Source organism: Brevundimonas sp. UBA6550 (assembly GCF_002434505.1).
Taxonomy (GTDB): Bacteria; Pseudomonadota; Alphaproteobacteria; order Caulobacterales; family Caulobacteraceae; genus Brevundimonas.
In genome coordinates, this window is sequence record NZ_DJKE01000008.1 from 433,181 (window position 1) to 447,543 (window position 14,363).

Annotated in this window: 17 protein-coding genes; 16 read left to right on the forward strand and 1 reads right to left on the reverse strand. The window is 66.6% G+C overall.

What is annotated here, in order from left to right; genetic code table 11:
* Positions 1–51 precede the first annotated feature (51 nt).
* The 12 genes from hemA to B3Z70_RS10075 all read left to right on the forward strand — a co-directional run bounded on the left by hemA (position 52) and on the right by B3Z70_RS10075 (position 10,470).
* A complete protein-coding gene (gene hemA, locus B3Z70_RS10020) occupies positions 52–1,278 on the forward strand; it encodes a 5-aminolevulinate synthase (RefSeq protein ID WP_292045435.1) in 1,227 nt (408 codons plus the stop codon).
* The gene (locus B3Z70_RS10025; RefSeq protein ID WP_292021309.1) at positions 1,275–1,460 is read left to right on the forward strand and encodes a DUF6898 family protein; all 186 of its coding nucleotides are present in this window, start codon (positions 1,275–1,277) and stop codon (positions 1,458–1,460) included. The genes hemA and B3Z70_RS10025 overlap by 4 nt, the downstream gene beginning before the upstream one ends.
* Positions 1,461–1,529: 69 nt before the next feature.
* Positions 1,530–2,813, forward strand: coding sequence for a serine hydroxymethyltransferase (glyA, locus tag B3Z70_RS10030; protein ID WP_292021307.1), 1,284 nt, complete (start codon positions 1,530–1,532; stop codon positions 2,811–2,813).
* A 7-nt stretch (positions 2,814–2,820) separates the two neighbouring features.
* A complete protein-coding gene (nrdR, locus tag B3Z70_RS10035; protein WP_248116548.1) occupies positions 2,821–3,291 on the forward strand; it encodes a transcriptional regulator NrdR in 471 nt (156 codons plus the stop codon).
* Positions 3,291–3,911 carry a RibD family protein gene (locus B3Z70_RS10040; protein ID WP_292021305.1) on the forward strand — a complete coding sequence of 207 codons (621 nt, stop codon included), beginning with the start codon at positions 3,291–3,293 and terminating at the stop codon, positions 3,909–3,911. Before nrdR ends, B3Z70_RS10040 begins: the two co-directional genes overlap by 1 nt.
* Before the next feature lie 67 nt (positions 3,912–3,978).
* Complete coding sequence (locus B3Z70_RS10045) at positions 3,979–4,569, forward strand: riboflavin synthase (RefSeq protein ID WP_292021303.1); 591 nt, start codon at positions 3,979–3,981, stop codon at positions 4,567–4,569.
* Positions 4,566–5,705, forward strand: coding sequence for a 3,4-dihydroxy-2-butanone-4-phosphate synthase (gene ribB, locus B3Z70_RS10050; protein ID WP_292021301.1), 1,140 nt, complete (start codon positions 4,566–4,568; stop codon positions 5,703–5,705). The genes B3Z70_RS10045 and ribB overlap by 4 nt, the downstream gene beginning before the upstream one ends.
* Positions 5,702–6,163, forward strand: a complete 462-nt coding sequence (gene ribH, locus B3Z70_RS10055; RefSeq protein WP_292021300.1) for a 6,7-dimethyl-8-ribityllumazine synthase — start codon at positions 5,702–5,704, stop codon at positions 6,161–6,163. The genes ribB and ribH overlap by 4 nt, the downstream gene beginning before the upstream one ends.
* Positions 6,160–6,684 carry a transcription antitermination factor NusB gene (nusB, locus tag B3Z70_RS10060; protein WP_292021298.1) on the forward strand — a complete coding sequence of 175 codons (525 nt, stop codon included), beginning with the start codon at positions 6,160–6,162 and terminating at the stop codon, positions 6,682–6,684. Before ribH ends, nusB begins: the two co-directional genes overlap by 4 nt.
* On the forward strand, positions 6,684–7,673 hold the full coding sequence (thiL, locus tag B3Z70_RS10065) for a thiamine-phosphate kinase (RefSeq protein ID WP_292021296.1): 990 nt from the start codon (positions 6,684–6,686) through the stop codon (positions 7,671–7,673). Before nusB ends, thiL begins: the two co-directional genes overlap by 1 nt.
* A gap of 43 nt (positions 7,674–7,716) precedes the next feature.
* On the forward strand, positions 7,717–8,145 hold the full coding sequence (locus tag B3Z70_RS10070) for a hypothetical protein (RefSeq protein WP_292021294.1): 429 nt from the start codon (positions 7,717–7,719) through the stop codon (positions 8,143–8,145).
* A gap of 177 nt (positions 8,146–8,322) precedes the next feature.
* Complete coding sequence (locus B3Z70_RS10075) at positions 8,323–10,470, forward strand: sodium-translocating pyrophosphatase (protein ID WP_292021292.1); 2,148 nt, start codon at positions 8,323–8,325, stop codon at positions 10,468–10,470.
* A 76-nt stretch (positions 10,471–10,546) separates the two neighbouring features.
* On the opposite strand, the gene B3Z70_RS10080 is transcribed toward B3Z70_RS10075, so the two are convergent.
* Entirely contained in the window at positions 10,547–11,026 is a 480-nt protein-coding gene (locus tag B3Z70_RS10080; RefSeq protein ID WP_248116528.1) for an outer membrane protein assembly factor BamE, read from the reverse strand.
* 91 nt (positions 11,027–11,117) lie between these two features.
* On the opposite strand from B3Z70_RS10080, the gene B3Z70_RS10085 reads away from it, so the two are divergent.
* The 4 genes from B3Z70_RS10085 to B3Z70_RS10100 all read left to right on the forward strand — a co-directional run bounded on the left by B3Z70_RS10085 (position 11,118) and on the right by B3Z70_RS10100 (position 14,330).
* The gene (locus B3Z70_RS10085; RefSeq protein WP_292021290.1) at positions 11,118–11,642 is read left to right on the forward strand and encodes a ubiquinol-cytochrome C chaperone family protein; all 525 of its coding nucleotides are present in this window, start codon (positions 11,118–11,120) and stop codon (positions 11,640–11,642) included.
* 10 nt (positions 11,643–11,652) lie between these two features.
* Positions 11,653–12,165 (forward strand): YceD family protein, encoded by a 513-nt coding sequence (locus B3Z70_RS10090; protein WP_292021288.1) that lies wholly within the window; start codon positions 11,653–11,655, stop codon positions 12,163–12,165.
* A 117-nt stretch (positions 12,166–12,282) separates the two neighbouring features.
* Positions 12,283–13,356, forward strand: a complete 1,074-nt coding sequence (plsX, locus tag B3Z70_RS10095; RefSeq protein WP_292021286.1) for a phosphate acyltransferase PlsX — start codon at positions 12,283–12,285, stop codon at positions 13,354–13,356.
* The gene (locus tag B3Z70_RS10100; RefSeq protein ID WP_292021284.1) at positions 13,353–14,330 is read left to right on the forward strand and encodes a beta-ketoacyl-ACP synthase III; all 978 of its coding nucleotides are present in this window, start codon (positions 13,353–13,355) and stop codon (positions 14,328–14,330) included. Before plsX ends, B3Z70_RS10100 begins: the two co-directional genes overlap by 4 nt.
* Positions 14,331–14,363: the final 33 nt, after the last annotated feature.

The window sequence follows — 14,363 nt, forward strand, 5'->3', positions numbered from 1 at the left end:
GCGGGGAGAGCAGAAAACGCTCAGCCGTCGCCATAAGCGAAAGACCCCGCGTTGTTCGATTACAAGGCCGCCTTCAGCCGCTCCGTTGAGCAGGTTCGCAGCGAAGGACGCTATCGCGTCTTCGCCGATCTCAAGCGCGTGCGCGGCCAGTTCCCGCTCGCCGTGCGTCGCCGTGAGGACGGTTCCGAACAGGACGTCGTCATCTGGTGCTCCAACGACTATCTCGGCATGGGCCAGCACGACGCGGTTCTGTCGGCCATGCACGAGGAGATCGACGCCGTGGGCGCGGGCGCCGGCGGCACGCGCAACATTTCCGGCACGACCCGCTCGGCGGTCGATTTGGAGGCCGAGCTGGCCGACTGGCACCAGAAGGAGGCGGCGCTGCTGTTCACCTCGGGCTATGTGGGCAATGAGGCGACGCTGTCGACGCTTCAGAAGATCCTGCCGGGCCTGATCGTCTTTTCCGACTCGCTGAACCACGCCTCGATGATCGCCGGTATCCGCCATGGCGGAGGCGAGCGCCATGTGTTCACGCACAACGACCTGGCGCATCTTGAAAGCCTGCTGGCCGCCGCGCCCGCCGAGGCGCCCAAGCTGATCGCCTTCGAAAGCGTCTATTCGATGGACGGCGACATCGCCGACCTGGCAGGCACCATCGCCCTGGCCAAAAAGTACGGCGCCATGACCTATCTGGACGAGGTCCACGCCGTGGGTCTGTATGGCCGGACGGGGGCGGGCGTGGCCGAACGCGACGGCGTTCTGGACCAGATCGACATCATCGAATGCACCCTGGGCAAGGCCATCGGCGTGATGGGCGGCTATATCGCCGCCGACGCCGTGATCGTGGACGCGGTCCGCAGCTGGGCCTCGGGCTTCATCTTCACCACCAGTCTGCCGCCGGCCTTGACGGCGGGGGCGCTGGCCTCGGTGCGTCATCTGAAGAGCCACCCGGAACTGCGTGAAAAGCATCAGGAACGCGCCGCGACGCTTAAGGCCCGCTTCGCCGCCGCGGGAATTCCGGTGATGGAAAGCGAGAGCCACATCGTGCCCGTGCACGTCGGCGATCCGATCCACTGCAAGATGATCTCGGACATGCTGCTGGACGAATACGGCGTCTATGTTCAGCCGATCAACTATCCGACCGTGCCCAAGGGGACCGAGCGCCTGCGCTTCACCCCCTCGCCGAACCACACCGACGCCATGATGGACCATCTGGTCCAGGCGATGGACAAGCTGTTCGCCCACTGCAACGTGGCGCGCCGTCCCGTCGCCGCATGACGACCGGCGACGACCTCGGCGAGGTCATCGTCGAGTTCACTCGCAACGGCCCCTACGTCAAATGCTCGGCCATCCACGTCGCCACTGGCCGCGAGGTCAGCGCCATGGGGCCGGTTAACGAGCCGAAGTCGGTCGAGCGAGTGGCGATCGCCAAGTTGCGACGGGCCTTGGGCAATGGCTGACCACAAGATGTTGTGGTCGGGCGCGGCTGGGGATAGATAGGCCAGCTTCTGATTTCCGGGGATTCCAGCGTGACGGCCTTCACCCACGACGCCTATTTCACCAAGACGCTCGCTGACGCCGACCCGGACGTCTTCAAGGGCATTCAGGGCGAGCTGGGCCGTCAGCGCGAACAGATCGAACTGATCGCGTCAGAGAATATCGTCTCCCAGGCGGTTCTGGATGCGCAGGGGTCGGTCCTGACCAACAAATACGCCGAAGGCTATCCCGGCCGCCGCTATTACGGCGGCTGCGAATTCGTCGACATCACCGAGGATCTGGCGCGCGAGCGCGCGAAAAAGCTGTTCGGCGCCGCCTTCGCCAACGTCCAGCCGCACTCGGGCGCCCAGGCCAATCAGGCCGTCTTCTTCACCCTGCTGCAACCCGGCGACACCTTCCTGGGCATGGACCTAGCCTGCGGCGGTCACCTGACGCACGGTTCGCCGGCCAACCAGTCGGGCAAGTGGTTCCGCCCCGTGACCTACAAGGTTCGCGAAGACGATCACCTGATCGACTACGATCACGTCGCCGAAATGGCCGAGCGTGAGAAACCCAAGCTGATCCTGGCCGGCGCCAGCGCCTACAGCCGCCACATCGACTTCAAGCGGTTCCGCGAAATCGCGGACAGCGTGGGCGCCTATCTGATGGTGGACATGGCTCACTATGCGGGTCTGATCGCCGGCGGCGCCTATCCCGATCCGATCCCGCACGCCCACGTCGTGACGACCACGACGCACAAGACCCTGCGCGGCCCGCGCGGCGGCATGATCCTGTCCAACGACGTGGACCTGGGCAAGAAGATCAACTCGGCCGTCTTCCCCGGCCTGCAGGGCGGCCCGCTGGAACACGTCATCGCCGGCAAGGCCGTGGCCTTCGGCGAGGCGCTGAAGCCCGAGTTCAAGCTTTATGCCCAACAGGTCGTCAAGAACGCCCAGGCCCTGTCCGGCGTGCTGATCGAGCGCGGCCTGGCCATCGTCTCGGGCGGCACCGACAGCCATCTGGCCCTGGTCGACCTGCGGCCCAAGGGCGTGACCGGCAAGGCGACCGAGCACGAGCTCGAAAAGGCGCTGATGACCTGCAACAAGAACGGCGTGCCGTTCGACACCGCGCCCTTCACCGTCACCTCGGGGGTCCGCCTGGGCACACCGGCGGGCACCACGCGCGGCTTCGGCGAGGACGAGTTCAAGCAGATCGGTCACTGGATCGCCGACGTCGTCTCCTCGATGAACGGCGGCGACGAAGCCGATCCGGCCGTCGTGTCGGGCGTGGCGGCCCAGGTGCGCGAGTTGACGCACCGCTTCCCGATCTACGGGTAAGTCACTGATGAAGTGCCCTTTTTGCGGTCATCAGGATACGCAGGTCAAGGATAGCCGACCGTCGGACGACGGCTCGGCCATTCGCCGCCGCCGGTCCTGCCCCAACTGCAACGGGCGCTTCACCACCTTCGAGCGGGTGCAGTTGCGCGAACTGGTCATCCTGAAGCGCAATGGACGGCGCACACCGTTCGAGCGTGACAAGCTGGAACGGTCGCTGGGCGTGGCCCTGCGCAAACGCCCGGTCCAGGCCGATCAGGTCGAGCAGATGGTCAACCGGATCGTGCGCCAGTTGGAGAGCCTGGGCGAAACCGAAATCCCGTCCAGCACCGTCGGCGACTTCATCATGAAGGCGCTGAAGGGCGTGGATGAGGTGGCCTATGTCCGCTACGCCTCGGTCTATAAGGACTTCCGCCACACCGGCGATTTCGCCAAATTCCTGGGCGACGAAGGCTTGGACGAGCCGACCGGCAAGGTCTGATGCGGATCACGCTGAAACTGGCGACCTCGCTGGACGGGCGGATCGCCACGGCCTCGGGCGAAAGCCAGTGGATCACCGGCGAGGCGGCGCGACTGGAAGGTCATCGGCTGCGCGCCGCCCACGACGCCATTCTTGTCGGCGTGGAGACGGTGCTGCACGACGACCCCAAACTGACCGCCCGTCTGCCGGGCCGGACCGTGGACCAGCCGCTGCGGGTCGTGCTGGACAGCCGATTGCGGACCCCTGGGACGGCGAAGCTGGCCCGCGAAAACACCCTGATCCTGACCGCCGCCCAGCCCCACGCCATCGGTTCGGCCAAGGTGCGCCGGGTTGACGCGGAAGACGGCCGTCCGGCCATTTCCGCTGTCCTGAAGGCCCTGAAAGACGCGGGCGCGACCTCGGTTCTGATCGAGGGCGGCGGCCAGGTTGCGGCGTCCTTCCTGCGCGCCGGCGCCGTCGATGCGCTGGAGTGGTTCCGCGCGCCCATACTGCTGGGCGGGGAGGGGCGGCCCTGCGTCGCCGCGCTGGCTCTTGCAAAGCTGTCCGACGCCCCCAAGTTCCGTCGCCTGGGCGTGGAGCCCGTCGGCGACGACCTGTGGGAACGCTACGTCCGTCTCTGACGTCGATTTCAGACGATTGAGACTATTCAGACTGTATTTTTCGGGTCCGAAGGGGGCCAGCGTCCAAATGTTCACCGGCATCGTCACCGACATCGGCCGCGTCCGCGACGTCCGCGCGACCGACCGCGACCGGCGCTACGAGATCGAGACGGCCTGGGACACCGCCGACATCGACCTGGGCGCCTCCGTCAGCCATGCGGGCTGTTGCCTGACAGTAACGGAGAAGGGCGGCGGCTGGTTCGCCGTCGAGGTGTCGAACGAAACCCTGTCCAAGACGACGCTTGGCTCCTGGGCCGCTGGGGACAGCGTCAACCTGGAACGGGCGGCGAGACTGGGCGACGAGATGGGCGGTCATGTGGTCTCGGGCCACGTCGACGGCCTGGGGCGCGTCGTTTCCATCACGCCGGAGGGCGGATCGCACCGGATCGCGGTCGAGGCGCCGTCGCCCCTTCATCGCTACATCGCCGCCAAGGGCTCAATCACCGTCGATGGCGTGTCCCTGACCGTGAACGTGGTCGAGGGGCGGGTCTTCTGGCTGAACATCATCCCCCACACCTGGACGGTGACGACGCTGGGCGGGCTGAAAGTCGGCGATACGGTCAATCTGGAGATCGACATGCTGGCGCGTTACCTCGCGCGGTGGCAGGAGACGGCATGATGCAAGTCCCGGCCGCCAATGTGAACGACAGCCCGATCAGTCCGATCGAGGACATCCTGGAGGACGCCCGCAACGGCCGCCCCTACATCCTGGTGGACGCCGAGGATCGCGAGAACGAGGGGGACATCATCATCCCCGCCCAGTTCGCCACGCCGGATCAGATCAACTTCATGATCCGTCAGGCGCGGGGCCTGGTCTGTCTTGCCCTGACGGCCGAGCGGGCGCAGCAACTGCGCCTTCCGCCGATGGCCGCCGACAATCGCGAGAGCATGAAGACGGCCTTCACCGTCTCCATCGAGGCCAAGGAGGGCGTCACCACCGGCATTTCCGCCGCCGACCGCTCGCGCACCATCCATGTGGCGACCGATGCGTCCAAGGGCATGGACGACATCGTTTCGCCCGGCCACATCTTCCCCCTAGTGGCGCGCGATGGCGGCGTTCTGGTCCGCGCCGGACACACCGAGGCGGCCGTGGACATCAGCCGCATGGCCGGCCTGACGCCCGCCGGGGTGATCTGCGAGATCATCAAGGACGACGGCGAGATGGCGCGAATGCCCGACCTGATCGCCTTCGCCCAACTTCATGGTCTCAAAATCGGCACCATCGCCGACCTGATCGCCTATCGCCGCCGCACCGAACGCTTCGTCGAGCGGATCATGGACACCCCGTTCGACAGCGTGCACGGCGGCCCGTTCCGCCTGATGCTGTACAAGAACACCATTGAGGGGGCCGAGCACGTCGCCCTGGTCCACGGCCGGATCGACCCGTCCAAGCCGACCCTGGTGCGGATGCATCAGGTCGATTTCGCCTGCGACCTGCTGGGTCATGTGGAGGCGCGCCAGGACTATGTGCCCAGCGCCCTGCGCCAGATCACCGATCATGACGGCCCCGGCGTGGTCGTCTTCCTGCGCGACCCGTCGCTGACGTCTCTCGCCGAGCGGCTGGCGGGGGCGGACCGGCCGGCGGCGGTGGATCGGTCGCTGCGGGCTTACGGCGTCGGGGCGCAGATCCTGCTGGACCTGGGCGTCAAGGACATGATCGTGATGAGTTCGACGCGACCCGAACCGACCGCGCTGGAAGGCTACGGCCTGCGCATCGTCGGCTGGCGCGACATGGATGGAGAGACCAAGGCGTGAGCGAAGCCCCCCGTATTCTGATCGTCGAGGCCCGGTTCTATGACGACCTGGCCGACGCCCTGCTGGAGGGCGCCAAGGAGACGCTGAAGGCGCGCGGCGCCGACTTCGACGTGGTCACCGTGCCCGGGGCGCTGGAAATTCCGCCCGCCATCGCCATGGCCGAGGAGGCTGGCCGTTTCCCGACCGCGCCCCGCTATGACGGCTATGTCGCGCTCGGCACGGTCATCCGTGGCGAGACCTATCATTTCGAGATCGTGTCGGATCAGTCGGCGGCCGGCATCATGGCCTTGGGGGTCAAGGGGCTGGCCATCGGCAACGGCGTGCTGACGACCGAGGACGAGGACCAGGCCTGGTATCGGGCGCGGCTATCGGAAGGGGATAAGGGGGGCGGGGCGGCGAAAGCCTGTCTGGAACTGATTGCCTTGAAGAAGCGATTGCGCGTAGGCGTCGGCGCATGACTGAACCGAACAGCGTAAAAGCCGTCCTCGAACAACTGGCCGAAGCCGAAAGGCAGCGCGCCGAGCCGAACCTGACCTCCAAACAGCGTCGCGCCCGCACCGTGTCGCGCCTCGCCGCCGTGCAGGCCCTGTATCAGATGGAGTTGGCGGGCGAGGGCGTGGAGACGGTGATCACCGAATTCTCCAACTTCCGCTTCGACGCCGACATCGAGGGCGAAGCCCTGGCCGAGGCCGACGAGGCCTATTTCGCCGACATCGTGCGCGGCGTGATCGAAAGCCAGCGCGATATCGACGCCGCGATCAAGGCGCGCCTGGCGTCCAACTGGAAGCTGGAGCGGATCGACGCCACCCTGCGCGCCCTGCTGCGGTCGGGCGCCTGGGAGCTGATGAAACACCCCGAGACGCCGCGCGAGGTCGTGATCGACGAATATGTCGAACTGGCCAAGGCCTTCTTCGACGACGCCGAGGCGCGCTTCGTGAACGCCGCGCTGGACGGCGTGGCCAAAGACACGCGCAAATAATGCCGGCGCTCGACGTCGCGGGCGAGTTCGAGACGATCGAGAGGCTGCTGAGGCCCCTGGCCCATCCCGAGTGGGCGAGGGGGCTGATGGACGACGTGGCGGTACTGCCGTCGCGCCCCGGCCATGACCTCGTCCTGACCAAGGACGCCATGGTCGAGGGCGTGCATTTCCTGCCCGACGATCCGCTGGACACCGTGGCCAGAAAGCTGTTGCGGGTGAACCTGTCGGATCTGGCGGCCAAGGGCGCGGAGCCGTTCGGCTATCTGCTGTCCTGCTTCTGGTCCGAACGCTGCGGCTGGCCCGAGCGGGCGGCCTTTGCGGCAGGTCTGGCCGAGGATCAGGCCCGGTTCGGCGTGGCCCTGATGGGCGGCGATACGGTCAGGACGCCGGGACCGGCCGGCTTCTCCCTGACCGCGCTGGGCTGGATTTCGGCTGGCGGAGCGGTGTCGCGGGCGGGGGCGCAGGTCGGGGATCTGGTCTTCGTCACCGGCGCCGTCGGCGACGGGTTGCTGGGACTGCGAGCGGCCCGGGGCGAACTGTCGCTGGACGAGGTGCGCCTCGCCGCTCTGATCGACCACTATCGGACGCCGACGCCGCGTCTGGACTTCGCGCCGGCGATCCGAGAGTTCGCGACCGCATCGGTGGATGTGTCGGACGGTCTGGCGGCGGACCTGGCCCACATAGCGCGCGCCAGCGGCGTCGGCGTCACACTCAACCTGAACGTCCTGCCGCTGTCGGCCGCCGCCCAGGCTTGGTTCGACGACCGCGTCGATGCGCAACTGTCGTTGGAAGACCTGGCCAGCGGCGGCGACGACTATGAGATCGCCTTCACCGCCCATCCCCGCCATGAGGAGGCGCTCCGTCGCGAGGCCGACAGGCGACTGGTTCGGCTGACGCGAATAGGGGAGGTCACGTCCGGCGTCGGCTTGACCGCGATCCACGACGGCCGTCCGATCGAAATGGCGCGTCGCGGCTGGACCCATGGTTGAGGCGGCAAGGGAATCCTAACGCCCATGGGCTAAAGAGCCTATCATGGATCGCAGAACCTTGATCGTCGCCGGGACCGTCTCCCTCACGGGCGGCCTGCCGCGCCCCGCCGCCGCGTCCAGCGAAGCATCCGCCGCGCCTGCGTCCTTGAGCATCGCCGGGTTGGGCCTGCCGGTCATCGACGGCGGCCGGTTGCGCAACTACGTCTTCGTCGCCCTTCGACTGGAACTGGGCGCGGGCAAGACCATGGAGCAGATCAAGCCCAAGGAGGCCTTCTTCCGCGACGCCTTGGTCCGCGCGGCGCATCGCACGCCCTTCACAGTCCCCGGCGACTGGACCCGCCTAGACGAACGCGCCCTGTCCGCCGCCCTGGTTTCCGCCTCGGCCGCGATTTCAGGGCGTGGATCGGTGCGTCGGGTTGAAGTCGTCAGCCAGACGCCCCGTCGTCGAACGGGTATGCAACGACCGCAATGAGCGGTTTGGCGACCCCTGTTGCGCCACTTCCGAACGCATGACACGCTCCACCTGCAAATCCCAAAGGACGCACTGACGCGTTCGCCGCGTGCGGGGGGACCGGAAGGCGGACAGAGGCGATAACCCCGACCGCCGCCCATGGCCTGCGCGCCTGTTTGCAAGGGCATGGAAACGCCAATGACGAACTCACTCACGCTGGTCTTCGCGGCCGGCCTTCTGGCGGTGCTTTACGGCGCCGCTCAGACCGCCGTGCTGATGAAGGCGAGCACTGGCAACGACAAGATGCGAGAGATCGCAGCCGCCATTCAGGAAGGCGCCTCTGCCTATCTGAAGCGGCAGTATCTGACCATCGGCCTGGTCGGGATCGTGATCCTGATCGCGGCCTATTTCCTTATCGGCGTATATGCCGCCGTCGGCTTCCTGATCGGCGCGGTCCTGTCCGGGGCGGCGGGCTATGCGGGAATGCTGATTTCCGTGCGCGCCAATGTCCGCACCGCCCAGGCGGCGTCCGAAGGACTGGCCAAGGGGCTGGATCTGGCGTTCCGCTCGGGCGCCATCACCGGCATGTTCGTGGCGGGCGGCGCCCTGATCGGGGTGTCGGGCTACTATATAGTCCTTACCCAGCATCTGGGTCTGGCGTCGACCGGGCGCGAAGTGATCGACGGGCTGGTGGCTTTGGGCTTCGGCGCCTCGCTGATCTCGATCTTCGCGCGTCTGGGCGGCGGCATCTTCACCAAGGGCGCCGACGTCGGCGGCGATATGGTGGGCAAGGTCGAGGCGGGCATCCCCGAGGACGATCCCCGCAACGCCGCCACCATCGCCGACAATGTGGGCGACAATGTCGGCGACTGCGCCGGCATGGCCGCCGACCTGTTCGAGACCTATGCGGTGACGACGGTGGCGACCATGGTGTTGGCCGCCATCTTCTTCCGGGGCCAGCCCTATGTCGATGTGATGATGGTCCTGCCGCTGGCGATCTGCGCGGTCTGCGTGGTCACATCCATCGTCGGCAGCTTCTTCGTGCGGCTGGGCAAGAGCCGCAACATCATGGGCGCGCTGTATCAGGGCCTGATCGTGACCGGTGTCTTGTCCATCGGCGCGGTCTGGTGGGTCATCAACCAGATGATGACGGGGCCGATCGTTACGGCCGGCGGGTTGGAGATCCAGCCCATGGCGTTGTTCTGGTCGGGCATGGTGGGTCTGGCGGTGACGGCGGCGATCGTCGTCGTGACCGAATACTACACCGGGTCGGGCTTCCGGCCGGTTCGGTCGGTGGCCAATGCCTCGGTCTCGGGCCACGGCACCAATGTCATCCAGGGTCTGGCGGTGTCGCTGGAGGCCACGGCGCTTCCGGCCCTGACGATCATCGTCGGCATCGTGGTCAGCTTCCAACTGGCGGGCCTGTTCGGCATCGCCATCGCCACCACGACCATGTTGGGCGTGGCGGGGATGATCGTGGCGCTGGACGCCTTTGGACCCGTCACCGACAACGCCGGCGGCATCGCGGAGATGGCGGGTCTTCCGGCTGAGGTGCGCCATTCGACGGATGCGCTGGATGCCGTGGGCAACACGACCAAGGCCGTGACCAAGGGCTACGCCATCGGTTCGGCCGGTCTGGGCGCCCTGGTGCTGTTCGCGGCCTATACGTCGGACCTGCAGTATTTCTCGGCCAATCCGGCGGACTATCCGTTCTTCGCCAATATGGGAGCGGTCGCCTTCGATCTGACCAACCCGTATGTCGTCGTCGGTCTGTTGTTCGGGGGGCTGCTGCCCTTCCTGTTCGGCGGCATGTCGATGATGGCGGTCGGACGGGCGGCCGAATCGGTCGTCGCGGAAGTACGGCGCCAGTTCCGCGAGAACCCCGGCATCATGACCTATCAGGTCAAACCGGAATACGGCCGCGCGGTCGATATCCTGACCAAGGCCGCGATTCGCGAGATGATCGTGCCATCGCTGCTGCCTGTGCTGTCGCCTATCGTCCTGTTCGTCGCGGTGCTGGGCATTTCGGACAAGGCCAACGCCTTCGCCGCCCTCGGCGCCATGCTGATGGGGGTGATCGTGACCGGCCTGTTCGTGGCCATTTCGATGACCTCGGGCGGCGGCGCCTGGGACAACGCCAAGAAGGTTATCGAGGAAGGGTTCACCGACAAGAACGGCGTCGTTCACGGCAAGGGGTCGGAGGCCCACAAGGCGGCCGTGACCGGCGACACGGTCGGCGATCCCTACAAGGATACGTCCGGCCCGGCGGTGAACCCGATGATCAAGATCACCAACATCGTCGCCCTGCTTCTGCTGGCGGTGCTGGCCAGCGGAAACATCGGCTAGCTCGAACGGCTACGATACGAAAACGCCCCGGAGAGCAATCTCCGGGGCGTCTTTGTTTGCGAGGGGATGTCTGGCCTTAGTCGGGGCGGCGCTGGCCAGGCGTATCGTCTTCCGTGCGGGGCAGTTGACCGCGCCCGACGTTGCCCAGCAACTGCTCCAGCACCGTCAGGGAACGACCGCGCGTCGGGGTCTCGTTGCGGTTCATGGCGACGTCCTCGCCATCGGTCAGACCCAAGGTCCGCACCGCCGCCACCTGATCGCCGCCAGGCGCGAAGGTGATCTCCGTCACCGTGCGGCTGGAAACCTTGGGCAGGTTGTAGGTGTATTTCTCGGTCGTCTGGCTGATGTAGTACCAAACCTGGTTCGGCTCGAACGTCGAGGTGGTCGAGGGCGAGCCCAGCTTGGCCAGCACCGTCTCCTTGGTGTCGGTCCCGGCGACAACGTCCTGGGGCTTGGCGTCGATGGCCTGGAAGCCGTTGGAGCCGATGACGGGCGCGCAGGCGGCGCTGAAACCGGCCAGCGAAACGGCGGCGAGAAGCGGGACGAAACGGGACATGGTCGGGCGCCTGCGAGAGAACAAGGTCTTTGACCTAGACGGACCTGCGTCCTAGTTCAACGGCGCGGCGGAAAAGGGGCCGTTGGAACCCATGCTGAAAAACCTGTTCAAACCCCGATCCGGCCCGCGCATAGGCGACGATCTGTACGCCAAGGCCGTGGCGCAGGCGCGAAATCCCGCCTTTTACACGCAGATGGGCGTGGCCGACCGCATCGACGCCCGATTCGAGCTTTATACGCTGCACGTGCTGCTGCTGGTTCTGCGCCTGCGCGATGAAGACACGGCCCAGGGACGAGATGCGGCCCAGGCGGTGTTCGACGTCTATGTCTCGGCGCTGGACAATGCGTTGCGTGAAGAAGGCGTGGGCGACGTGTCGGTGGGCAAGAAGATGCGCAAGCTGGGCGAAGCGGTTTACGGCCGCATGAACGCCTATGAGGCCCCGCTGAGGGGCGGGGACGTCGCGGCCCTGGCCGAGGCCATGGCCCGCAATGTCTATGGCGAGCCGCAGGCCGAATACGCTGGCGCCCTGGCGGATTACGCCCTGGCCAGCCGATCGGCGCTGGGCCAACAGGATTTCAAGGCCGTGCTGGCGACGCCGGCCTGGGCCGAGGTTTGACGAGATGAGCATGACGCAGCCCTTCAGCGACGTAGTTCGCATCAACCAGATCGGCGCCGGTCTGAACCGTCGGCTGGAACCGGACGCCGAAACGCGCAAACGAATCGCCCGGTCCCTGGACCTGCAGGGACTTGAGAATTTCGTGGTCGATCTGGAGATCAAGCCCACGCCGTCCACCAGCGAGTGGACGATGAAGGGTCGGGTCGTCGCTCACGCCGTTCAGACCTGCGGTCTGACGCTGGAGCCGCTGCCGGTCGATGTGGACCGACGCTTCTCGATCCAACTGGCCGAGGCGGCGGCCGAGGAAACCGACGAGATCGAGATTACGCTGGACGAGGAAGGCGCCGACCTGATCGAAGACGGCAAGATCGACCTGGGCCAATACGCCGTCGAACAGCTGGTGCTGTCGCTGGACCCGTTCCCCCGCAAGCCCGGCGCGGAGTTCGTGCAACCGGAAGAGCCCAACGAAATCTCGCCGTTCGCCGCCCTGAAGGCGTTGAAGGATCGCGAAGATCCGGCCTGAGGCGCGGCCGAGGTTGACGTAGGGACCGGGTGGTTGCATCCCCCGGCGTCGGCGCTATCGTCCAGCGCCCAATCCGAAGCGTCGCGCGACAAGACGACGCGGCCACACGAGGTCCATTTGCCCACCCCAGTTACGATCTCGCTTGACGCCATGGGCGGCGATCACGGGCCCTCCGTCGTCGTTCCCGGCATCCGCAGCTACCTCTCAGCCCACGACGGCGAGGGCGTGCGGTTCCTGCTGCATGGCGACGAGACCCAGATCCGGGCGCATCTGGCGCGCTGCAACCTGCCGGCCGACATCATCGACATTCGCCACACCGAAAAGGTCGTGGCCATGGACGAAAGGCCGGCCCAGGCCATGCGGCGCGGCAAGGGCTCCAGCCTGTGGAACGCCATCGAGGCCGTGAAAACGGGCGAGGCGGGCGGCGTGGTCTCGGCCGGCAACACCGGCGCGCTTATGGCCATCGCCAAGCTGATCCTGCGGATGTCCGCGCCGGGCCTGGAACGGCCCGCCATCGTCGCCAGCTGGCCGACCTTCAAGGGGCATACCGCCGTTCTCGACGTGGGCGCCAACATCGGCAGCGACGCGGAACAGTTGGTCGAGTTCGCCATCATGGGCGAGGCCTTCCAGGCGGCGGTGCGCGGCGTCGCCCGTCCGACCATCGGCCTGCTGAACGTCGGCTCCGAGGACATGAAGGGCAACGAACAGGTCAAGGAGGCGCACGCCATCCTGCGCGACGGCCCGTTCGACCTGAACTATCACGGCTTCGTGGAGGGCGACGACATCGCCAAGGGCACGGTGGACGTGGTCGTCACCGACGGCTTCACCGGCAACATCGCCCTGAAGACCGCAGAGGGCACGGCGCGCTATATCTCGGCCCTGCTGAAGGAGGCGCTGACCTCCAATCTGCAGTCCAAGCTGGGCGCCGCCATCGCCATGCCGGCGCTTAAGAAGATGCGTCAGAAGATCGACCCAAGCGCCATCAACGGCGGCCCCTTGCTGGGTCTGAACGGCATCGTGGTGAAGAGCCACGGCGGCGCGGACGCCAAGGGGTTCGGCAACGCCATCCGCATCGCTGTCGATCTGGCGCGCAGCGACTATATGAGCAAGGTGGGGGACAATCTGGGCAAGCTGGACGCCGTGTTCGATCACGCCAAGTCCGCCGCCCCCGTGGGAGAAACCATCCAGTGAGCGTCACCCGCAGCGTCGTCACCGGCGTCGGCTCCTTCCTGCCGGAGCAGATCGTCACCAACGCCGACCTGGCCAAGATCGTCGACACCTCCGACGAATGGATCCAGGAACGCACCGGCATCAAGCAGCGCCACAAGGCGCGCGACGACCAGCCGACCAGCGACCTGGCCGTCGAGGCGGCCAGGAAAGCCCTGGCGCACGCGGGCAAGACGCCGACGGACGTCGATCTGATCATCGTGGCGACCACCACCCCGGACATGACCTTCCCGGCCGTGGCCTCCATCGTCCAGAGCAAGCTGGGGGCCGGCGTGGGCGTGGCCTTCGACGTCCAGGCCGTCTGTTCGGGCTTCGTCTATGCGCTCAGCGTCGCCGACGGTTTCGTGGCGCGCGGCCTGTCGAAATGCGCCCTGGTGATCGGGGCCGAAGAGATGACCCGGCTTATGGACTGGACCGACCGGACCACCTGCGTCCTGTTCGGCGACGGGGCTGGCGCGGTCGTGCTGGAGCCGCGCGAAGGGCAGGGGACGTCCGACGATCAGGGGATGCTGGGCTTCGCCCTGCGCGCCGACGGCTCCAAGACCGACCTTCTCTACGTCGATGGCGGGCCGGCGACGACCGGAACGGTCGGGCATCTGCGCATGGCCGGAAACCAGGTCTTCCGCCATGCCGTCGTCAATATCGCCGAGGGCATCACCGCGGCCTGCGCGGCGGCGAACATCCAGATTTCGGACGTCGACTGGTTCGTGCCACACCAAGCCAATCAACGCATCATCAAGGGCGTCGGCGATCGCCTTGGTCTGGACGAGAACAAGGTGATCTCCACCGTCGCCACCCACGCAAACACCTCGGCCGCCTCCATCCCGCTGGCGCTGGACGCCGCGATCCAGGACGGGCGCATCAAGAAGGGCGACATGGTGCTGCTGGAGGCCATGGGCGGCGGCCTGACCTGGGGCGCGTGCGCCCTGCGTCTCTAAAGTCGCCTGGCGGCATTGATTTTTCGGGGCCTT